Here is a 20,731-nt window from a genome sequence, read left to right as displayed (position 1 = left end):
GGTCCGCGCAATCGAAGGACCGTGACAATCCGTATCACCCGGGTGCGTAGAACACCGTGGCGAACCGTGTCCATGTCGGTGGCCGCGGCCGTGGTCACGGGTGTCTCGGCCCTCTCGGTGAGCTCGGTCGGCGTGGTGAATGCCGATCCGGCCGCCGATGCGCTGGCCAAGCTCGAAGAGCTCTCCAGCCAGGCCCTCCAGACCCGCGAAGCCGTGACCGCCGCCCAGCGCGATGCCGACACCAAGCTCGCGGAGCAGGTTGCCGCCGACGCCCGGCAACGCGCCGACGCCGAGATTCTCGCCGCCGCCCACGCCCGGCTGGCACCCGTGCAGGCCGCCGCCGACCGGGTGGCGGTGATGACGTACACCAGCGGGCGCACCGGTCAGCTCCAGTCGCTGATGACCGCGTCGTCGCCACAGCAGCTGATCGACAACATGTCCCTGCAGCAGGCCGTCGCCACCCATTCGGCGGACCGGATGGCGGATCTGCGGGTGGTTCGGGAGCAGGCCGCCGTGGCAGCCCGGACGTCGGAGACCTCCGCTGCGGCGGCACGCGCGGCCGCCGAGCAATCCGCCGCGGTTCGGACCGACCTGCAGACCGCACTGAGCGAGTTGTTGCGCCAGCTCGCCGCCGCCGAAGCCCAGTACGCGGCGTTGACGCCGCAGCAGCAGGCGATCGTCGACAGCGCGCCGCCGCCTGCCGCTCCGCCTGCCGCTCCGGCGCCCAACGATCCGGCGATTGTGGCGATGCCCGGCCAGCCCTCGCTCGCCGCCGCCCGGGTCGACATCCCGGAGGCCGCCGCACTCCCGGTCGGCGTCGCCAACGAGTCAGGTCTGCAGCCGAATGCGGTTCTGGCCGCGCGAGCCGTCAGCCAGCAGTTCCCGCAGATATCCGAGATCGGCGGGGTGCGCCCGGACTCCAAACCCTGGCATCCCAGTGGGCTGGCCATCGACATCATGATCCCCAACGCAGGCAGCCCCGAGGGCATCGCGCTGGGGGACCAGATCATGGCCTATGCGCTGGCCAACGCCGGTCGCTTCGGACTGCAGGATGTGATCTGGCGAGGCACGTACTACACGCCCGCGGGTCCGCAGGCGTCCGGATACGGCCACTTCGACCACGTGCACCTCACGGTGACACGGCGCTGACCGGCCGCCGGACCGCCGAGCCGACCAGGTGCTGGCGCAACCGCGGGTTCGCGATTCGGAACAGGTGGCCCATCGCCACGGCGGTCCCCATGACGTCATCGCGAGATGTGAGATACGTCCAGCGGTGTGCCGAGGGCAGCGAGAAGAAGGTGTCGAAGAAATCGGGCACCTCGTCGGCAGGCATGCGCAGGAGTGCTTCCAGACCGATCCGCCGGAACCGGTGGATGGCCCGTGCCGATCGCGACCAGACGACGCGATGCGCCGCCGTCAGTGCGGCCTCCTGACCCAGCGGGAGGTTCGCCGCCAGCGCGTCCGCCACGCGAGGGGCGAGCCGCAGCGCGGATGCCACGCTGAAACCCGTCGCGGGGTGGATCAGCGGCGCCGCCGCTCCGAATCCGAGGACGTCCGGGACGCGGTGCCGCGGTTGATCGAGCGGGAAGGACACCTTCTCCGTCGGCGCATCCTCGGGTACCGCGATGCCGTGCCGGGCCAGCCGGGCATGCAACCGGCGCCGCAGCGTGGTCAGTGGCAGACCGGGCCGCCGCGCCAGCGAGGTCTCCTCCAGCAGGATCCGCCCGCCGCCCAGCGGCACCGCGTAGAGAAACGTGGGCCAGCCGCTCTCACCGTGGTCGGCGCGCCAGTCCATGAACAGCGCCTCACCGGGGGCCGCCAGCGCCATCGCCTGGTCCGCGTCGACCACCACCCCATACGCCGTTTGAGCAGCGGCCGCCGTCGACGGTGGCGTCGCCGGGTCGAGTGGTCGTCGCTGGCCGCCGGCATCGACGACCACCGCGGCATGCAACTCATCACCGTCGGCGAGGGCGACCACCCCGGCAGTGGGACTTGCGACCGCTCGCCCTCGGTACAACCGCACCGCTCCGAGCCGATCGGTCAGATGTGCCTGCAGCGCAGGAACATTCAATACCGCGTACTCCCAGCCCAACCGGTGTTCGGTACGAGCGATGGCCCGACCGGCGGCCCGGGCCGCAACCACGGATGCGGGCACATCGGCAGGTAGTTCCCGACTCCACATGCCGTAGGTGGCGGTCCATGTCCGGTCCTGGGCCGGGTCCAGCAGGCCGGTGTCCAGACCGAGGCGGGCGCACTCTCCCGCCAGGGCGACACCCGCGGGACCCGCGCCCACGATCAGAACGTCCATCCGCATCAGTGCGGTGGAAACGATTCGGGTGCGCGCGTCATGGGTCGAACCCTACGCATCGCGGCGCGGATGTCAGATGGCGATCGGCCGGATGGTCGTCGGGTCGGCGGTCGGCAGGCTCAGCTTCATGCCGGTCACCTGCAATGAACCGAAGGACGTGAGGGTGGCATAGGTCGTCGACGACGCGACCAACTGCAGTGTCACCGTCTGACCCGGCCGAAGGGTGTGGGCCACCGGTTCCAACGCGATGGTGATCTTGTGGGGCTGCCCGTCCAGGGTGACCGGAATCGGTGTGATCTGGTGACCCAGCACCTGTCCGGTGGAGTCGTCGACGAGTTGGGCGTAGACGTGCCGGGCGGTACCCGTTCCGCTGTAACTCACCGTCAGCTGCGGTGCGCCCACGATATGGGTCGTCGTCGCGGCCGGCGCGGTGGTGAGGTTGAGCGCGTTGTAGGCCTTCGACGCGGCGAAGGGCAGCACCCCCAACAGCGGTCCCGATCCCCCGAGGAAGGGGATCAGCGGCAGATGGCCGCCCGATCCGGTGGCCACCACCGGGCTGTCGGTGGTGATCGGGTAGCGGTCGGATGCGTAGTACTGCCAACGCTGGTCGACGAATTCGAACTGCGGACCGGTCACCGTGGCGGTGTTGCCATTGACATAGCGATCCAGCCACGCGAGCGTGGCGCGTTGGATCAGGACGCCGTCGGTGGGGTCGAAGAGGTTGCCGCACAGGCCGTGGCCGCCGCAGAACCAGATCACCTTCGTGGGCACACCATTGGCGATGAGGGCTGCCGCGGTGGTGTCTGCTTCCTGCAGCGAGAACAGCGTGTCGACGGTGCCCTGGATAAGCAGTGTCGGTGCGGTGATCTTGCCGACGAGATCGCGTGGGCCGCCGGGGCCGAGCTGTGCCAGGCGTTCCTGCTCGGCGGCGGTCTGTTGGCCGGTCAGGACGCCGTAGATCGTGGCGGGCAGGATGGCCGGATTCGGCCGGGTGAACAGGGTGATGCCGGCGGTGAGGATGGCCGCCCAGCTGCTCTTGAACGCATCGTTCTTGTACTGCGCGGTGTTCAGTGTGTTCCAGGCGATCGCCGGAACGATGGCGTCGATGCGGGGATCGGTTGCGGCGCTGACCAATTGGATACCACCTCCGTAGGAGGCGCCGGTCATCCCGATGCGCGGGTCGAGCAGGCCCGGATCGAGCCGGGCCTCCGGTTGGGTGGCAATCCAGCTGATGATCGCCGAGACGTCCTTGGCGTCGAAGTCCGGTGAATCCTGTTCGAGCCGGCCACCGGAGCTGTGCTCACCGCGTGGATCCCAGGTGACGACGTTGTATCCGGCGGTGCGCAGTGTTCCGGTGTACACCAGTCCCGAGGTGTCGGCGATGATGCCGTCGAGCAGGGTGGGCGTGAGATTGGTGGCCCCGGGCAGGAGTAGGCCGGGACCCTGCAGGATCGTTGCGGCCTTCTCGCCGCTCTTCAGACCGGCCGCGGGCATGAAGTGGACATAGATCTGCGTGCCGTCGAACGAGGTGACCATGACATCTCGTGGCCGCGGGGTGCCCGGTGGCGCATCCCACTGGAGGGGATAGCCGAGGATCGGGTGCAACAGGTCGCTGATCACCGGTATCTGGTTGACGAACGCGACGACAGGGGTGACGAACAGCGGGCCGATGATCGGTAGATACTGCAACGGTTCGAGCAGCGGCGTTCGCGGCGTCGCGATCACCGGTGCATGCGTGACCGGGTCGATCAGCTGTGCGGCCAGTGGTGTCGCTGCCGCGGGCGCGGGTGTGGGTGCGAGGGTGTTCCTGCTGGCCGCCGCCGCAACCGTCCACGACAACGGGGTGTCGACGGGCGTCGTCGGCTCGTCCTCGTCTTCGAAGTCGGGTGCGACGTGCTCGTCGGCCACCGTCGCGGTGATGTCGATGGTCGGTGTCGAGATCACGGGTTCGCGTTTGTCCTGGTCCTCGGGTTCTAAAGGGTCCAGGGGTTCCAGCTTGGCCAGGTCGATCGCGGACTCGTCTGTTTCTGTTTCTTCTGTCGCGCTGGCCGTACTCGCTGTTCCCGAACGGGTCTTGTGGGGCGCAAACGGCTCCGACGTCACCGCAGTGGGAGTGGACTGCTCGGCCGGGGATGTTGAGTCTTTTGCCGGCGATGGCGGTGGATCGTTGGGCGTTGCCGCGTCGGCCGAACTGTTCGATGATTCGGCCGGCGCAGCGGCGGCTGTTCCGGTGCCGCAGAACACCGCCGCGCCGATCCCGAGCGCCGCGGCCAAGACGCCAATACGACCGATATGCGCTGCTGCGCCGACATGGTTCAACACACGGCGCTCCAGTCATCGGGGGAGTTTGCTGAGGGCGTGGCGTCCATCACACCATGCGGTCAGCGGCCGGACAAGGCCGGCAAACGCAACGCGCCCCCGGTTAGGTCGTGCGGGCGCTCCACTCGGCGGTCCGCTCGGGCTTTGCCTCCGCGAGTGCCGTGCGGGTGGCATCGGCATCGAAGTCCTTGCCGTATACCGGTGTGCCGGGCTGCTGACGCCACGACTCTGAGATCGGGCCCGCGTCGACCGGGTCGAATCCGAGCTCTTCGACGATCCGGTGCACCAGCTCGCGGCCCGCGCCGTCCGCGCCCGCGACCGGCAGCGCGATCCGGTTGGGGGTCCCGCTCGGGGTTCCCCGTTCGAGCAGATGCTTCCAGAAGATGCCGTTGAACACCTTGTAGACGGGCGCCGCGATCTGCTCGGCGACCCAGGCACTCTCGACCTGACCGTCCTCGATTGCGGCTATCTCCCCGTCACGTTGTTGCGGGTAGTAGTTGTTGGTCTCGATCACCGGGGCGCCGGGTTTGCGGGCGTCGACGATGCCGTCGGCCAGATCGGGAACGTTCTTCTGCGGAATGCTCACGATGACCAGATCCGCATCGGTTGCCGCGTCACGTGCCCATACCGGCGTTGCACCCGTTTCGGCGGCCAAATCGGCCAGTGTCTCGGGCGCGCGGGAGTTGGAAACCCGTACCTCGTGACCGAGCTCTCGCAGCCGGCGGGTCAGTGTGCCCCCGATGTGTCCCGCTCCGATGATGCCGATGTGCATGTGGCCTCCAAGTGTCGGTAGATCTCTTGGCGGTCAACAGCTCGAGCCGCGGGCTTGTTCCGGTCGCTCACCGGTGTGGTGGCGACCCCGGCAATCGGGAGTGAACATTATGTGCTTAATGTGGGCGATACGGTGCGGGGGCGAGACGATGGATGAACACCCCGAGCGGAAGGTCAATGCGTGACAGCTTCAGCGCAGACAACCGAACGACACCGGAAGCCGCACTGGTCGCTGGCCCGGACCTGGCTGTTGCAGCCCGGACTGCCCGACGGCGACGCCGCTTTCGATGCTGCGGTCGCTGGGCTGTCCGATGTGGTCGTGCTCGACATCGAAGACGGCCTGCCGGATCAGCAGAAGGCGGCTGGACGAGCCGCGGTGGCCGACTGGCTGAACGCCGGCCAGGCGTGGGTCCGGATCAACAGCGTGTCGACGTCGGCGTGGGCGACCGACCTGGAGGCGATCGCCGACGCTCCCGGACTGCGGGGTGTGATGCTGGCCAAAGTGGAGTCCGGAGACGATATCGCCGCTACCGCTGCGCGTCTGCCGGCCGGCACTCCGGTGGTGGCGCTGGTCGAGTCGGCACTCGGTATCGAGGCGGCATCGGAGATCGCGCGGACGCCGGGGTGCTATCGAATGGCGTTCGGGCTCGGCGATTTTCGTCGGGACACCGGGATGAGTGCTGATCCGTCGGTGTTGGCCTATCCGCGGGCTCGGTTGGTGATCGCCAGTCGTGCCGCGCGGTTGCCCGCACCCATCGACGGCCCGACCTTGCGTGACCAGTCGCGTCACCTGGCCCGCGAAACCGAGGTCGCCAAGGCTGCGGGCATGACCGCACGGTTGTGCCTGGATCCCGGGCACGCCGAGACGATCAACGGGCTACTCAGTCCCTCGACGCTGGACATCGACGAGGCGCGGCGAACCCTTGCCCGGTTGGACTCACCCACCGGGCCGTATGACGGCAGTGTCGGCCCCACGCGTGCGCGTGCCGAAGCTGTGCTGGAGCTTGCCGGCAAGCTCGGCCTGGTCTGATCCCGTCAGGGGTGCAGATTCCACTGCCCGACGTCTGACGCCAGCACGTCGTTGACGTCGACCCGGATACCGCCGACCACCGGTCCTGGATTGGATGCCGTGTCGATGATCCGTTGGTACAGGACGGCGGCGGGATGGATCTGTCCGCCCGACCAGGACCGGGTCTGCCACACCCAGGCCTTACCGGGTGTGCTCGAGCGGCCGACGACACCGCTGGTGATGGCCCACTCGCAGGGCCGGATACCGGCATAGATGCCGGTGCGCATGGGTCCGATGACGGAGTTGATACCCCGGAACCACTGCAGTGCCACTGTGTCCCACGTTTCGCGATCGATGTCGTCGTCGACACTGAAGTACACCGGTGCGGTCTGCCCTCCGCCGGCGGCGGTGTGGAGTTGCCATGCGGTGCGGGCGTCGGCAACCCCGCCCGCGAACCCCCGCGTGAAGTCCGACGGAGCGGTTCCGCCGGGTTTGCCGTACTGGAAGTTGCTGACGATCACCAGGCCGGCCGCCGTGAGTGACTGCGCATAGGGCAGCGTGATCGGCTTGGCCCCGAATGACGAGCCGGGCCGCGAGGTCGACACGTAGTTGATGACGCCGGCATGACCCGCCGCGCGGATGTCAGCAGCGGGGATCTGACGCATGGCGAAGTCGATGAGGGTGGGCGCGGCGGCGGACGCCGTCGGCGTCCCCGTGGTTGCGGCACCGAGCCCTGCCAGGGCCGTTGTCGCCGCGGCATAGCGCAGCGCGTCCCGCCGCGAGAGTTGCACGGCGCGATGTTAACAAAGTGACTGATGATGATCGGGCAGCCTCGCCGACGACTCGTGCGGTCACATATGGCCCGGTCATTTCGTCTACTTGGGGACGATCACGTACGACCGGAAAGAGGACACATGCTCCCGCCCGTGAACATCAGCAAGCAGTTCGCCGAACCGTACAAGACCTTCGCGGCGCTGGACGCTCAGGTCGAGGCTGCCATTGAGCAGGCAGAACTTCCCGTGCAGCTGGCCGAGCTGGTCAAGATACGAGTGTCACAAATCAATGGCTGTGCCTTCTGTCTGCGGATGCATACGCGCGACGCGCTGGCTGCGGGCGAGAGCACCGATCGACTCGCCGTCTTGCCTGCGTGGTGGGAGTCGCAGTACTTCACCGAACAGGAGCAGGCGGCCTTGACTCTTGCAGAGCGTGTCACGCGAATAGGTGATGAGCACACCGCCGCGCCAGATCCGGTCGATATCCAGGCGGCCCTGACCGCGCAGCAGATCGCCGCGGTCACCTGGCTGGTGGTGGTCATGAACGGGTGGAACCGCATCGCGATCACCAGCCATTACCCGGTTGGTCCCTGAACGGCCGAGGGCCACGTGCACCCAGCCGTGCCGTAACGAGTGATCCGCATACGGGGTGGGCGCGGACGGACCCGCGTGGCTTGGGAAGGGCTGTTACAGCTGGATCGCTCGTTCCTCGGACCCGGCCTCTCTGTTCAGTTGTCAAGGTGCGCTGTGGCTTTGGGCGCTTTGGGTTATGCGGCGGTCGGTAGGTCGGTCATGGTGCGGCGGGCCTGCGATCGCAGATGCTCCGGTTCGGGTTCCCCGGGTGCGTGGGGTGGGACGAACCAGGGATAGCGATCCCTACCGAGATAGACCCGCCAGCCACCGTGATGGATGAGACTGTGGTGCAGCCGACACAGCAACACCCCGTTGTCCAGACTGGTTGCGCCCCCGGCGCTCCAGGGTTGGATGTGGTGGGCATCGCACCACGACACCGGGCGTCCACACCCCGGATGAGCACACCCACCATCACGCACCCCGAGCGCTTTGCGGATGGCCGGGGTGAACAGTCGCTCGGCACGGCCAACGTCCAGCGGTACCCCGGTGTGATCGACGATCACCGAGGTCAGGGTGGCATCACAGGCGATCAGGTCCGCGGTCGCGGTACTGACCGGCCCGGCGAACCCGAGCCGATCCACCTTGCTATCACCGCCGTGCCCTGGTCGGATGAGTGTGACGTGCGGGAGCACCCCGCCGGACATCGGACGCCGCGACTGCGACAAATAGGTGCGCAACACCTGCCCGATCGCCTCCGCCCGCCGGGTATCAATGGACCGCGGGTCCGGAGAGCCGTCCGGCAGCGGGACCGGTCGGCACAACGGATCCAACGCCGCACACAGCTCTTCCCCGGTCCCGACATCCAGGTCGAGAATGGCCTCAAACCGGCCCTCGGCGTTCTGGACCAAGGTCATCACATTCAGCGCGGTGTCCTCGGCCACCGGCACCACCCGCTCCTCGGGCGGAAGACTCGCGGCGCGGTCGAGGGCGATCGCCCTCGCCTTCGCCGCCACCTCGGCCGGGGTGGTCTGCACCATCAGTTTGGTCACCACGACTGCTCGTTCGTCCTCCGACAACGGCGTCCGCGCGTCGATGTGGGTGACACCCTTGCCGACGGCGTCGGCGAACTCGATACCGATCCCACCCAACCGCTGCGCGGTCGTCAACGCCCCCAAAGACGCGGCCATCCGGCCCACCCTGGCCGCCCGGGTCGCCGAACCCGGGGCCATGCCCAACAGCTTGAGCAGATCGGTGCCGGTGCGCAGGTGCCGCCGCCCCGGCACACCCGCCCGCTCAGCCGCCGCCACCGCCGAAGCGATCACAAAATCCAGCAGATTCCGCGCCGACACCGCCGCAACCAACACACCCAATAACGCCTGGTCATCGACCACCGGCCGAGCACAATCCAGCAACCGACCCAAGCCCGGCCCGACATCATTCTCCGAGGGCACCGCAGCGAGATCATCGATCAACGCATCAACAAACACATCAAGACAGGTGGCGTCCATAACGGATACCGACTTCCCCCACAGCACCCAACCAAGGGCACCATCAAACACACACAGCCCGCACGACCCCCGGACAGGGACCGTCGAACCTCGCGGCGACCGAAGTCGCGGTCTGCGGCTCACCAGATCCGAGGATCGGGAACCGCGGCGCATTCGAACTTGTGTTCGACACTACGCCGAGCGCGACACTTGCACAAGGGGTTTACGTCGGCCTTGCGCGATCCGATCATCGGGCGTAAGGTCGAACACAAGTTCGAATGCTGGTGGCTCGCAATGTTGATCTGGTGAGCCCGTCTCGATGGTTCTGAAGTCGTCGAGAGTGACTCTGCTCGCCCTGGCGGCGGTGTACGGGTCTTGTTGCCCTTTGGGCTACGTGTGCGGGCCTTGTCCGAGAGGTTAGGTACAAGGATGAATGTCATCAATCTCGGGTGTTCGTAGATATGCAGAACTGCGTCGGGGGGCGATCGGCCGCGAGCGTGCGCGATGCTGAAAAGCTCTTGGAAGCAACGGGTTCCGGTACGCACTTCCACGCTGGCGGTGCCGGCCGGATTGCTCGGGGCGGCGCTCTCGCATCGGCAATCGTCGGTTGGCGCAGGATGCGAGTTGATGCCGTCGGCGGTGACCGGCTGTTCAGCGCGCGCGATCCGTAAGTGATTGGGTCAACCTCGGTCGGTGCAGCGCCGGGGTGGGCAAATCGGATGTGGCTCAGCAGCGTCGTCTTCTGCCGCGCACTGAGATCGATCTGGGTGGTGTCACAGTGTCGAAACATGTAGGGCAGGTCAGCTAAAACGTACCTTGACAACTACATAGTGAAGCTGGCGGCGTGGATGGTGTTGGCGTGCAGCCGGATAGCGTGAGAATCGCAGTGTTCTAGTGGCGTGCAATAGCGGCGGCGACAGCGCGCCAGCCGAGGAGCAGCGCGGCGGTGGTCAGTGTGGCCACGACGATGAAGCTCGGCGCGGTGCCCGCCGACGTCGCCTTGCGCAACAACATGCCGACGATCACGGTGCTGGCCCACACAATGAGACCGGTGGGGTATATCGCCGAGGGCCTGAAGGCGCCGGAGTAGGCGCGGGCAGCGAGCCAACCGGCCACTGTGCCAGTGATGAACGGCCATGCGGTCTCGGCGATGCCGGTGAGCGTCAATCCTTCGGCGTGACTGCGTCGGCCGATGGTGCAGAACACCAGGACACATGCCACATCGGCGAGTAGCGCGACGGCTGGTCTGGTCGGCTGCACCCCGGTTTGCTCACTCACCGGAGTAGTCCATCACATCGGAAACCAGTGGTGCTACTCGGGTTTCGTCGCGAGCGGTGAAGTCCGGCACCATAGGCGCCGGCTTACCCGCCTGCACGGTGTCGATGGCATCACCGTCAGGGCCGAGCCGGTCGTCGGTCCGTCCGGTCAGCCGGAAGTTGTCGAAGACGAACGGTAAGCCGTCGGCCTTCAACGGATCGGGGGAGTCCATGACGTGGAAATGAAGATGAGGAGCGTCGGTGTTACCACTGTTACCCAGGGAGCCCAGTACCTGGCCTGTGCTCAATCGGTCACCGGGCTTCACCGCCACCGACCCCGTCTTCAAGTGAGCGTAGAACGCATAGTTTCCGCCGCCGATGTCCTGCACCACATGGTTTCCGCCGTACTGGTCCAGACGCAGCCCGGTAGGACTCTTTCCAGGTGTTTGCTCGGGGAGTCCGTCGAGCACTGCGACCACGGGACCATCGGCCACGGCATGCACGTCGGCGCCGAAGTAGGCATAGGACGTCGTGTCCGCGACATCGCCGGTGAACAAACGACCATCGGGCAGCAGTTGCACATAGTCGATGGCGTACCGCTCGGCGCCCCAGAGCGCACCGTCGATCGGATTGATCGCCATTCGGTGGGGCGTCATCCCGCAGCACCCATTGGCATCCCACCACTGCGGGCCGCGCAGTGGCGGCGCGATGACCACCGGTTCGCGTGCCTGGACGGTGACCGGGGCGACGGTTTCGGTCAGCTGCGGGGGCAACAGCGGCGGCATCGGTGTAGTGAGGGTGACCTGGACCTGATGGTCGAGTTCGGTTGGTACAACGTACTTGTCGGTACTGACATCGAGCCACACCAACGCCGACTGTGCTGGTCCGAGGCGGGCGGTCGGCGCAGTGGTGCCCAGAATCCTGGTGCGTTCGGCCAAATCGGTGCCGCTGAGTGTCAGCAGGGACTCCCCGGCGGCGCCGGCGCGGACCTGTAGGGAATCGACGGTGATGTCTTGATCCATCGCGTTGGTCAACAGCAACTCGTAGGCGAGATGGGTGCGGCCATCGGTGGCCGGGACCGGGACGGGTGCCGCCACAGCCCGAGCCAGCACCGGGGTGGCCACGGGGGCCTCGGCCGGGGGGACGGGAGTCGGAGTGGGCGAGGCGGTCGCTGTGCCGGTGGTCGGTGCGGTCGGGGAGCCGGTGGACGACCCATCGGTGCTCGGGGCGGGTTGCTCGGTGGTCGGCGAACATGCCGACACCGCCAATGCTGCAGCGAAAAGCACAGCGATGCAGGCACCTCTAGGTATCACGGCACTTCCTTATCTTCGGGCTCGGCAGGTGCGTCCGGGTCGACGTCCATCTCGGTGCGGAACAAGAACAAGAACACCACCCAGCCGATGGCGGAGATGAAGATCCAACTGACCAATCGATAGATCAGCATCGCAGAGATGGCCGAGGCCAGCGACATACCGCTGGACACCAGCCCTGGTACCAACACGGCCTCGACCACCAGCAGACCGCCGGGCATCAGTGGGATGGATCCCACCGCGCGAGCCGCGGCATAGGCCACCGTCAGCGCCGCAAGCGAGGGATGCCCGCCCGCGGCGTACGCGGCGAAGGCAAGGCAGGCGACATCGGCGATCCAGTTGAACAACGACCACGCGAACGCGTTGCCCAACGCCCGGCGGCTCAACCGCACCGACTCCAGCTGACACAACAGTTCGCGCCACTTGTCCAGCCACGTGTCGGCGGGCTTGTTGCGCAGCGCGTTGAACCAGGACAGCAGTCGAACGCCGATACCGTCGATCTGCTGCGGATTGGCGGCCACCGACTGCGCCAGGACCAGCAGCAGGAAGAACCCGCCCAGGGTGAAGATCAACGACAACGGATTCCGGCTCGCGCCCAACAGGAAAGCTCCACCCAGACCGAGCAACGCAAGACCGACGGCCTGTAGGACCCCCGACATGACCAGCTGCCAGGACGCCACCACCGGGGACGCGCCCCACAACCGCTGCTGGCGGTAGACGAATGTCGCCGAGAGCACCGGGCCGCCGGGCAATGTCGTGGACAGCGCATTACCTGCGTAGAACGCCGCTTCCGAACGCCACTGATGGACCTGGACGCCGGCCGAGCGCAGCAACGTTCGCTGAATCTGAGCGAAGCTGTGCATCGAGGCCATCGCCGCGATGACGGCCGCGAGCACCCACCACCAGTTCGCGGAGAGCAAGCTCCGCCACGCCTTGGCCAGCTGATCCCAGACCAGGGTCAGCTCGACAGCCAGCACCGTCACCGCGACCATGATGACCAGCCAGCGGACCCACCAGTATTTGCCGCGGGTGCGGACGTCGCGGTCGTGGGCGTCGCTCATCGGCGCGTCATGCGACACATGATCAAGGGTAGCCGCGCCAAGTGGCGCATGACCTGCGATAACTCGGCGAGTCGCGCGTACGGTAAGCCCATGGCATTAGATCCGGTCGCCGATCAGTCGGTACATCCGTTGGTCCGCAAGGCAGCGGCCTGGTCGTGGCGACTGCTGGTGATCGGGTCGGCGGTGGTGGCACTGCTATGGGTGTTCAGCCACATGATGCTGATCGTCGTGTCGGTGGCATTGGCGACGATGTTCGCGGCACTGCTGACACCGTTGGTCGACTTCATGCATCGTCATCGCGCGCCCCGCGGCTGGGCGGTGGCGGTGGTGCTACTGAGCTCCATCTCGATCGTCGGCGGGTTGCTCAGCTTCGTGGTCAGCCAATTCATCAGCGGCGCACCCGCATTGGCGGATCAGGTGTCGGCCAGCGTGGATGGTGTTCGAGGCTGGCTGATCGACGGGCCGCTGCACCTGAGCCGAGACCAGATCGACCACGCGGGCGATGCGGTGATCAGCACCCTGCAGGAGAATCAGGCCCGCGTCACCAGCGGTGCGCTCTCCACGGCGGCCACCGTCACCGAGATACTGACCGGCGCGCTATTGGTGCTGTTCACCCTGATCTTCCTGTTGCTGGGTGGCCGAGAGATCTTCACCTACGTCACCAGGATCTTCCCGACCACGGTGCGGGAGCGGGTCCGCGAGGCAGGCCGGGCCGGATTCGGATCGCTCACCGGCTACGTGCGGGCTACCTGCCTGGTGGCACTCGTCGATGCGGTCGGTATCGGCACCGGACTGGCCATCATGGGTATCCCACTGGCACTGCCATTGGCGTCCCTGGTGTTCCTCGGCGCTTTCGTGCCGCTGATCGGTGCGGTGCTCACCGGCGGTGTCGCGGTGATCGTCGCGCTGATCGCCAAGGGCTGGATATACGCGCTGATCACCTTCGGGCTCATTCTCGCGGTACAGCAACTCGAATCGCATGTGCTGCAGCCACTGGTGATGGGCCGTGCGGTGTCGGTCCATCCCCTCGCGGTAGTGCTGGCGATCGCCACCGGGGGCGTACTCGCCGGCATTCTCGGTGCGCTGCTGGCGGTCCCGATCCTGGCGGTGCTCAACAGCGCAATCCGGGTCCTGCTGGCCGACGATCCGGAGGCCGAGCAGGAACAGGTGGTCGCCGAACTGGAGCCCGAAGCGCTTACAGACGGCCCTCCCGGCGAAGCAGATCGGCCGCGCTGACACCACCACTGCGACGGGTGGGGGCATCGTCGGTGGACTCCCGAGCAGCGCGGGTGTCGAGCTTCTCCGTTGGCTCCGGATCTCCGGAATCCCGTTGCGCAGGAATGGCCGTCGTCTGCTCACTGTCGCCAGCGGCAGGTGCGCTGGGCTGCTGGGCGCCCGGGCCTGCACTCGGGATGGCCGTCGTGGGCGCGGCACTGCCACGCAACTCGCCCAGCCACGACTCGATCTCGCGCTTCTCTCGCGCGGGATTCTGCTCGGTGCGCGGACGGCGTTCGGTCGGTGTGTTGACCGCGTTGATCGCCGACGTGGCGGCCGAATCCGGCTGCGCCGCAAAGCGTGTTGTCGGGGGCTCGGGTGCCGGCGGGGGCGTGGGCGTCGGGATCCGACTCGTCCCGACCGCAGACGGGCCGGTGGGACGCACAGGCGGCAGACCGCGGGGCGGGGGAGCGATGGGATGCCCGGGATCGTGCTGCGGGCGTGCCGGCGCGCCGGCTCCCACCAGAGCCGCCTCGTCGGCCGGTTCCTCGTCGGGTTCGCGGAACCCGGGACGCTTGCGCTCATCGGGCAGTTCGGTCTCACCGAGACCGATCTTCTCCTGAACGCGCTTCATCCACTGTGGCGCCCACCAGCAATCGTCACCGAGCAGCTTCATGATCGCCGGAACCAGGAACATGCGGATCACGGTGGCGTCGAGCAGCAGCGCGATCAGAAGACCGAAGGCCAGGTACTTCATCACCACGAGATCGGAGAAGGCGAACGCCGCGACCACGACCGCCAGCACCAGTGCGGCACCGGTGATCAGTCGACCCGTGGTGGCGGTACCGATGCGGATGGCCTCGGCCGTCGACAGCCCGCGTTCGCGCGCCTCGACCATGCGGGAGACCAGGAACACCTCATAGTCGGTCGACAGGCCCCAGATCACCGCGATGATCAGGCCGATCATCGGGGCGAACAACGGCTGCGGGGTGTAGTTGAACAACCCGGAACCATGTCCGCCCTCGACGAACATCCAGGTCAGGATGCCCATGGTGGAGCCCAACGTGAGGGCGGACATCAACGCCGCCTTGATCGGCAACACCAGCGACCCGAATGCCAGGAACATCAGGATCGTGGTGGTGATGACCAGGATCACGACCATCAACGGCAGCTTGTCGAACAGCGTCAGGATGCTGTCCTGAGCCAACGCCTGGGTGCCGCCGACCAGGATCGTCGTGCCGCGCGGCGGCGTCAGCGCGCGCAGTTCCTCGATCTTCTTGGGCGCGGTGCTGTTGTCGACCAGACCGTTCTGGATCACCCGGACCGACGGATCCTTGGACCCGCTCTCCTGAGCCGGCCGTTCCTGCCACATCTCCGACGGTTTGTCGGCGCCGGCGAAACCGGGAATCGTCTGGGCGTCGGCGCGGACGGCCGCCACCTGCTGATCGGTCAGCGGTTCGCCGTTGTCGCTGCGGATGACCAGCGTCAGCGGTTCGGTGCGGAATCCGGAGAACTCGCGGTCGAACTGTTCCTGCGCCATGCGCACCGGGTTGTCCGGCGGCAGGTACTTCTCGCTCAGGCCGCCGAGCGCCATCTGACCGATCGGGATGACTAGCAGCGTCATCACGACGAGGATCGGCGCGGCGAACGCGATCGGACGCTTCATCACGACGTTGACCAGCTTGCCCCAGAAGCCCTTCTCGACCTCTTCGCGCGTCATCGTCTTCTGGGTCTTCTCGATGAACCAGTCGATGATCTTGCGGGAGAACGGCCAGTTGGCCAGGAAGGGCACGCGCAGCAGGGTGCGGACGCCCAGGGCATCGACGTTCGCCCCGAGGATGCCCAGCACCGCGGGCAGCACCGTGATCGACAGGAATGCCGCCAGCAGCACCGACGTGATGATCGCGTACGTGATCGATTTGAGGAACCCGAGCGGGATCAGCAACAGCGGAAGCGACGACGCAACGATGATCACCGCGGAGAACGCGACGGTGCGGCCCGAGGTCATCACCGAGCGGCGCACCGCCGCCGGTACGTCGTACCCCTCGGCAAGCTCCTCGCGAAACCGGCTCACGATGAACAGGCCGTAGTCGATGGCGATACCGAATCCCATCATCGTCACCACGGGCTGGGCGAAGAAGTGCACCGGACCGAACTCGGCCATGAAGCGCAAGATGCCGAGCGCCCCGGCGATGGTCAGACCGCCGACGATGGCGGGCAGAGCGGCGGCGACGGCGCCGCCGAACACGAAGAACAGCACGACCGCGACCAACGGCACGATCGCGATCTCGGCGCGTTTCTGGTCGGTGCCGATGGTGCCGGTGAGCTCACTGGCCAGCGGGTTGAGCCCGGCGAGCTTGATGTCACCGCCGTTGACCTGCTTCAGGTCGGACTCGACGGCTTGGTAGTTCTTCAGGATCGTGTCGTCGTCGTCGCCCTTGAGCGGGACGCTGATGAAGGTCTGGCGGAGATCCTCGGTCTTCATCTGGCTGACCGTCGGATTGTCGGTATCAGGCGCCTTCAACCAGCCCACCCAGCCGACGATCTGATCGGGATGGTCGGCGACCACCTTGTCCAGTTCGCCGGTCACCTCGCGCTGCCACGCCTTATCGGTGACCTTCTTGTCATCCGGTGGCGTGAGGATGGCGACGACGTGACTGGTGCGGTCACGTCCGTACACCTCGTCACCGATCAGCGAAGCCTGCACCGACTCGCTGGTATCAGCGTAGAAACCGCTCTGGGTGACGTGCTGTCCGAGACTCGCTCCGAACAGCCCGCCACCAAGGCACAGTGCGACCATGACACCGATGACTATGTATCGGTACTGGTACACCGTTCGACCCCACCAGGCGAACACGTCAGCTCCTTAAAATCTTCTTCAGGTCTGTTTCTCGTTGCGCGCGAATTGTCGCTTCAATTGTTCAAACGCGCGAGGTCAGCAGCGCTGACAACGGCCGGAACGGCTGCAACCACGCGCCCTGCTCGGGCAGCGAATCAAGGCCGATTCGCGGTAGCGGTTCCCGGAAGACACCAGGGATGTCCTCCAGGTCGACGAACTCCAAGGTATCCGACGCTAACGCCCAACTGGCATGTTCGCGAAATCCGAGCACCTGCACGGGAACGCCGTCGTGAGCGATGTCCTCCAGCGGTGCGCGGAACGCCTGACCGTCGGCCGAAGCGACCACGACGCCGGCCAGTCCCTCACTGCGGCGCAGCGCGATGTGCTCCAGCATGTCGCTGTCGACATCGCTGTCCTCGTCCACCTTCGGCTTGGCGAACACCGCGAAGCCGACATTGCGCAGCGCCTCTACCCAGGGCCGCACGACATCTGCGCTGCCCGGAGCGATATTGGTGAAGACGGTGGCCTCGGGCTCCAGGGTCGCCACGGCGCCGCCATCCGCCTGCGTGCGTCCAGACAGCTCGGCGGTCCGGCCCAGCAGCCAGCGCCCCAATGCATCGAAGCGGGGCCGGTGCGCGGCGGTGGGACGGCCGCCCAGGATGGAGCCCAGCCCCATGTCCAGGTTGGGCGCATCCCACACCAGCAGCACGCGCTGGACGGTCGAGATCGACTCGGTCGGGGCAGCGGGCGTCTCGGGGAGATCTGGCTCGGTGTCGATACTCACCTTGGCCTCCTGGTCTTCGTCCAAGCGCTCATCGCCGTTGCCACAGCAGCTCCGTCACGATCGGTCCGGCCAGCGCCTTGCGCTCGTACTTGGTCTCCGGTCGAGCCACCGATATGGGCAGCTCATCGTCCATTCCGACGCGGCGCAGCGCCGGCTCGGCGTCACCCACCTCGGCGATGTGCTCGGCATAACCCTGGTGGTCGGTCGCCACATGGAGCAGCCCGCCGGGACGAAGGCGGTCGGCGATCAAGGCCACCGAGGCGGGCTGGATGAACCGCCGCTTGTGGTGGCGGGCCTTGGGCCACGGATCGGGGAAGAAGACCCGGACACCGGTCAGCGACGCGCTGGACACCAGGTGTTCCAGCACGTCCATGCCGTCACCGCGGATCAGCCGGATGTTCGTGATCCCCTCGCGGTCGATGGCCGCCAGCAGTTGCGCCAACCCACGCTTGTAGACCTCGACGGCGATGACATCGCGTTCGGGTTCGGCTTGGGCCATCGCGGCGGTCGAGGTTCCGGTGCCGCAGCCGATCTCCACGATCAGCGGTGCCCGCCTGCCGAACCACTGCTCGGGATCGAGTGCGACCGGCCGACCGTCGGCGTCCAGCGCCTCGGAGCCCACCTCTGGCCAGCGGCGCTCCCAGGTCTGCTGCTGACCCGAGGTCAGCTGGGATCGGCGGGTGCGGAAGCTCGTCACCCGGCGTTGATGATGGGCGGGAGCGCCCGGCGCGGGGTCGACTCCCCCGGGCTCATCCCCCTGGGCATACATCGGTCCATCGTCGCTCATCGCTGCCGGGGTACCCGCATCGCGGCACATATTGATACCCAACAGTTGCCTGGACCGGTGTGTGACCCACATCAAGGCCCAAATCGGCGCGTTCCGGGGTGCGTGACCGGTGTCACGATGAGGGAGTGGGTTTGATCTCCGAGCTGACCGCGCTCGCCGAGGACGGTTCCCGGCCCCGCCTGAGCCCGATCATCGCCGCGCTGCGGCGGCCGGTGCGGGTAGCGGTGACGGGTCGACCGGGGGTCGGGTGTCGTTCGGTGGCGGAGGTGTTGCGGGACCGGGGACTCGACTGCGTCCTTGAGGATGCCGTCGCCGACGTGGTGGCCCTGGTGATCGTCGAGACCGTCAAACCCGAGGACCGTCCCGGTCTGGATATCGATCGGCCGCGACTGATCGTCCTCAACAAGGCCGATGCGCTGACCGACCGAGCAAGCCGTGCCGCGGCGATCTCCGAGCAGACCGGGGTGCGCACCGTCCCGATGTGCGCGCCGGCCACCCATGACCCGGCTCCGGTGGTGGACGCCATCGCCGAACTGTCGGCACCACTGCGCTACCGCAGGCTGCGCACCGGGCTCACCAGGTTGCACGCCCTGGCCGCCACCGATCCCGTGCTGGCCGAACTGCTCGCCGCGGACACGACCGTGCTCACCGTGGCGGCCGCGGCCGACGAAGTGATCCGCGCGGCAGGTCTGCGGCTCACCCCGACAGAACCGGTGCGCTCGGCGGTGCGCTGGCTGCACTACAGCCGGGGCCCGGTCAGTCAGCTGCACCGAGATTGTGGTGCCGACCTGGCCCGCGGTCAGTTACGGCTGGCAGCCGGGCGCGACATGCCGCCGTGAATACCGACGTGAGGGCACCCGTCGTACTGGTGACCGGGCCGCCGTTCGCCGGGGTGTCCACTGTCGTGTCGGCACTGCGCAACGCCCTGCCCGGGCACTGCATCGTCGAGCACGCCGACGAGCCGGACGCCGTCGTGTTCACGGTCTCTGCCGCCGCCCCGGTGGTCGACTCCGATCTTCGGATCCTCGGCGACGCGGGCCGCCGCACCGACCTCGTGATCGGCGTCGTCTCCAAGATCGATGCGCACGCGGACTGGCGGGCGGTGTCCGCCGACGCCGGCGAGGCCGTGCAGAGACATGCGGCGCGTTACCGGTCGATGCCGTGGGTCGGCGTGGCCGCCGGGCCGCGTACGGGTCCTCCGGTCCTCGATGAGCTCGTCGACCTGCTGATCAGTGGACTCGGTGATCCGACGCTGGCGCGGCGGAACCGACTGCGCGTCGAAGAAAGCGCCTTGTGTGACCAGATCGATGCGCTCAGCACACCCGATACCGTGGCCGTCGCGTTGCACCGCAGACGCGATGACGTCCTGGGCACCGCGCGGCAGCTGAGCGCAGTACAGGTCCGTGACCTGCGCACCCGGATGCAACAAGCCCGCATCGACCTCAACCGGCAGGTCCACCGCCGGTGCGGGGAACTGCGGGCCGTGCTCGCCGAGGAGGCAGCCGGCTGGCGCCGAGGCATCGACCTCGGGGCGGTGGCCGCCGAGCACGCCGACCGGGTCGCAGCCGAGGTCGACGCGGCAGCCACTGCCCGGATGCGGCAGATCGCCGGTGAGCTCGGGTTGTCGGCTCCGTCTGCCGAGCCGATCCCGGTGGTGACCCATCCCGGCGAACCAGACCCGTCCGCACCGGACCTGGAGACGCGTCTGATGACCGTGCTCGGTGCTGGATTCGGACTGGGGGTCGCTCTCGCGGCGGCCCGGCTGTTGGCTGGGCTGGCTCCTGGGGCGGCCACCGTTGCGGCAGGCGGTGGCGCTGCGGTCGGCCTGTTGTTGGCGGCCTGGGTGGTCCGCGTCCGCGGGGTGTTGCATACCCGCGCCCGGTGGGACCGGTGGACCGGCACCGTGGCCGCCACCCTGCGCGAGGATCTCCAGGCGCTGGTCGCGTCCCGGTTGTTGTCCGCTGAGACGGCGCTGGTTGCGGAATCCGCAGCCGAGCGCGAAAGGATGGCCGCCGAAACCCGCGCCACGCTGGCCGCCATCGATGCACAGCTACGGGCTCGAGCGTTGGCCATCGCGACCGCGATCGGGCCGGCTGAGCAGCGGTTATCGGCCCTGCGCACGTCGCTGCGGGCCGTGCGGGCCGAGCTGGACTCGGTTACCGTCGAGTAGCAGGAATATCTGAATCGTTCCTGTGAGTGATCGGACATCGTCCCGATTCCCCGGACCAAAGTCACCCGC

Annotated in this window: 17 protein-coding genes; 6 read left to right on the top strand and 11 right to left on the bottom strand. The window is 67.3% G+C overall.

Annotated features, from left to right (window positions below):
• Positions 1-33 precede the first annotated feature (33 nt).
• Entirely contained in the window at positions 34-1,149 is a 1,116-nt protein-coding gene (locus PGN27_RS13375; RefSeq protein ID WP_418888655.1) for a coiled-coil domain-containing protein, read from the top strand.
• Here the strand turns inward: PGN27_RS13375 and PGN27_RS13370 are convergent.
• The 3 genes from PGN27_RS13370 to PGN27_RS13360 form a co-directional block, all read right to left on the bottom strand.
• Complete coding sequence (locus tag PGN27_RS13370) at positions 1,130-2,308, bottom strand: lycopene cyclase family protein (RefSeq protein ID WP_335326542.1); 1,179 nt, start codon at positions 2,306-2,308, stop codon at positions 1,130-1,132. The genes PGN27_RS13375 and PGN27_RS13370 overlap by 20 nt on opposite strands.
• 72 nt (positions 2,309-2,380) lie before the next feature.
• A complete protein-coding gene (locus tag PGN27_RS13365; RefSeq protein ID WP_335326541.1) occupies positions 2,381-4,630 on the bottom strand; it encodes a CocE/NonD family hydrolase in 2,250 nt (749 codons plus the stop codon).
• Positions 4,631-4,730: 100 nt separating this feature from the next.
• A complete protein-coding gene (locus PGN27_RS13360; protein WP_335326540.1) occupies positions 4,731-5,399 on the bottom strand; it encodes an NADPH-dependent F420 reductase in 669 nt (222 codons plus the stop codon).
• A gap of 180 nt (positions 5,400-5,579) precedes the next feature.
• On the opposite strand from PGN27_RS13360, the gene PGN27_RS13355 reads away from it, so the two are divergent.
• The gene (locus PGN27_RS13355) at positions 5,580-6,428 is read left to right on the top strand and encodes an HpcH/HpaI aldolase/citrate lyase family protein (RefSeq protein ID WP_335326539.1); all 849 of its coding nucleotides are present in this window, start codon (positions 5,580-5,582) and stop codon (positions 6,426-6,428) included.
• A 5-nt stretch (positions 6,429-6,433) separates the two neighbouring features.
• Here the strand turns inward: PGN27_RS13355 and PGN27_RS13350 are convergent, their stop codons facing one another.
• Positions 6,434-7,198, bottom strand: coding sequence for a DUF1906 domain-containing protein (locus PGN27_RS13350; RefSeq protein ID WP_335326538.1), 765 nt, complete (start codon positions 7,196-7,198; stop codon positions 6,434-6,436).
• 123 nt (positions 7,199-7,321) lie between these two features.
• Here PGN27_RS13350 and PGN27_RS13345 point away from each other — a divergent pair, with 123 nt between their 5' ends.
• Positions 7,322-7,774, top strand: coding sequence for a carboxymuconolactone decarboxylase family protein (locus PGN27_RS13345; protein ID WP_335326537.1), 453 nt, complete (start codon positions 7,322-7,324; stop codon positions 7,772-7,774).
• 173 nt (positions 7,775-7,947) lie between these two features.
• Here PGN27_RS13345 and PGN27_RS13340 read toward each other — a convergent pair whose 3' ends face one another.
• From PGN27_RS13340 to PGN27_RS13325, 4 genes are all read right to left on the bottom strand, one after another.
• On the bottom strand, positions 7,948-9,261 hold the full coding sequence (locus tag PGN27_RS13340; protein ID WP_335326536.1) for an HNH endonuclease signature motif containing protein: 1,314 nt from the start codon (positions 9,259-9,261) through the stop codon (positions 7,948-7,950).
• A gap of 870 nt (positions 9,262-10,131) precedes the next feature.
• Entirely contained in the window at positions 10,132-10,518 is a 387-nt protein-coding gene (locus PGN27_RS13335) for a DUF3054 domain-containing protein (protein ID WP_335326535.1), read from the bottom strand.
• Positions 10,511-11,782, bottom strand: a complete 1,272-nt coding sequence (locus tag PGN27_RS13330) for a M23 family metallopeptidase (RefSeq protein WP_418888598.1) — start codon at positions 11,780-11,782, stop codon at positions 10,511-10,513. The genes PGN27_RS13335 and PGN27_RS13330 overlap by 8 nt, the downstream gene beginning before the upstream one ends.
• Before the next feature lie 23 nt (positions 11,783-11,805).
• Entirely contained in the window at positions 11,806-12,885 is a 1,080-nt protein-coding gene (locus PGN27_RS13325) for a lysylphosphatidylglycerol synthase transmembrane domain-containing protein (RefSeq protein WP_335326534.1), read from the bottom strand.
• 72 nt (positions 12,886-12,957) lie between these two features.
• On the opposite strand from PGN27_RS13325, the gene PGN27_RS13320 reads away from it, so the two are divergent.
• Positions 12,958-14,103, top strand: a complete 1,146-nt coding sequence (locus PGN27_RS13320) for an AI-2E family transporter (RefSeq protein ID WP_335326533.1) — start codon at positions 12,958-12,960, stop codon at positions 14,101-14,103.
• Here the strand turns inward: PGN27_RS13320 and mmpL3 are convergent.
• The 3 genes from mmpL3 to trmB form a co-directional block, all read right to left on the bottom strand.
• Entirely contained in the window at positions 14,063-16,939 is a 2,877-nt protein-coding gene (mmpL3, locus tag PGN27_RS13315) for a trehalose monomycolate exporter MmpL3 (protein ID WP_335326532.1), read from the bottom strand. The genes PGN27_RS13320 and mmpL3 overlap by 41 nt on opposite strands.
• Positions 16,940-17,003: 64 nt before the next feature.
• Positions 17,004-17,699 (bottom strand): NYN domain-containing protein, encoded by a 696-nt coding sequence (locus PGN27_RS13310; RefSeq protein WP_418888654.1) that lies wholly within the window; start codon positions 17,697-17,699, stop codon positions 17,004-17,006.
• Between the two features lie 34 nt (positions 17,700-17,733).
• The gene (trmB, locus tag PGN27_RS13305; protein ID WP_418888597.1) at positions 17,734-18,492 is read right to left on the bottom strand and encodes a tRNA (guanosine(46)-N7)-methyltransferase TrmB; all 759 of its coding nucleotides are present in this window, start codon (positions 18,490-18,492) and stop codon (positions 17,734-17,736) included.
• A gap of 125 nt (positions 18,493-18,617) precedes the next feature.
• Between trmB and PGN27_RS13300 the strand changes: the two genes are divergently transcribed.
• Entirely contained in the window at positions 18,618-19,331 is a 714-nt protein-coding gene (locus PGN27_RS13300) for a hypothetical protein (protein ID WP_335326531.1), read from the top strand.
• Positions 19,328-20,662 (top strand): hypothetical protein, encoded by a 1,335-nt coding sequence (locus PGN27_RS13295; RefSeq protein WP_335326530.1) that lies wholly within the window; start codon positions 19,328-19,330, stop codon positions 20,660-20,662. Before PGN27_RS13300 ends, PGN27_RS13295 begins: the two co-directional genes overlap by 4 nt.
• The last annotated feature ends 69 nt before the right edge of the window (positions 20,663-20,731 follow it).

The organism is Mycolicibacterium neoaurum, assembly GCF_036946495.1.
Classification (GTDB): Bacteria; Actinomycetota; Actinomycetes; order Mycobacteriales; family Mycobacteriaceae; genus Mycobacterium; species Mycobacterium neoaurum_B.
Note: the sequence above shows the minus strand (reverse complement) of the source record. Positions and strands in the feature narration are given on the sequence as shown.

Coding starts and splice junctions, on each gene's coding strand:
- PGN27_RS13370 (WP_335326542.1), bottom strand. CDS start 2,308: ATGGACGTTCTGATCGTGGGCGCGGGTCCCGCGGGTGTCGCCCTGGCG.
- PGN27_RS13360 (WP_335326540.1), bottom strand. CDS start 5,399: ATGCACATCGGCATCATCGGAGCGGGACACATCGGGGGCACACTGACC.
- PGN27_RS13345 (WP_335326537.1), top strand. CDS start 7,322: ATGCTCCCGCCCGTGAACATCAGCAAGCAGTTCGCCGAACCGTACAAG.
- PGN27_RS13340 (WP_335326536.1), bottom strand. CDS start 9,261: ATGGACGCCACCTGTCTTGATGTGTTTGTTGATGCGTTGATCGATGAT.
- PGN27_RS13320 (WP_335326533.1), top strand. CDS start 12,958: ATGGCATTAGATCCGGTCGCCGATCAGTCGGTACATCCGTTGGTCCGC.
- trmB (WP_418888597.1), bottom strand. CDS start 18,492: ATGAGCGACGATGGACCGATGTATGCCCAGGGGGATGAGCCCGGGGGA.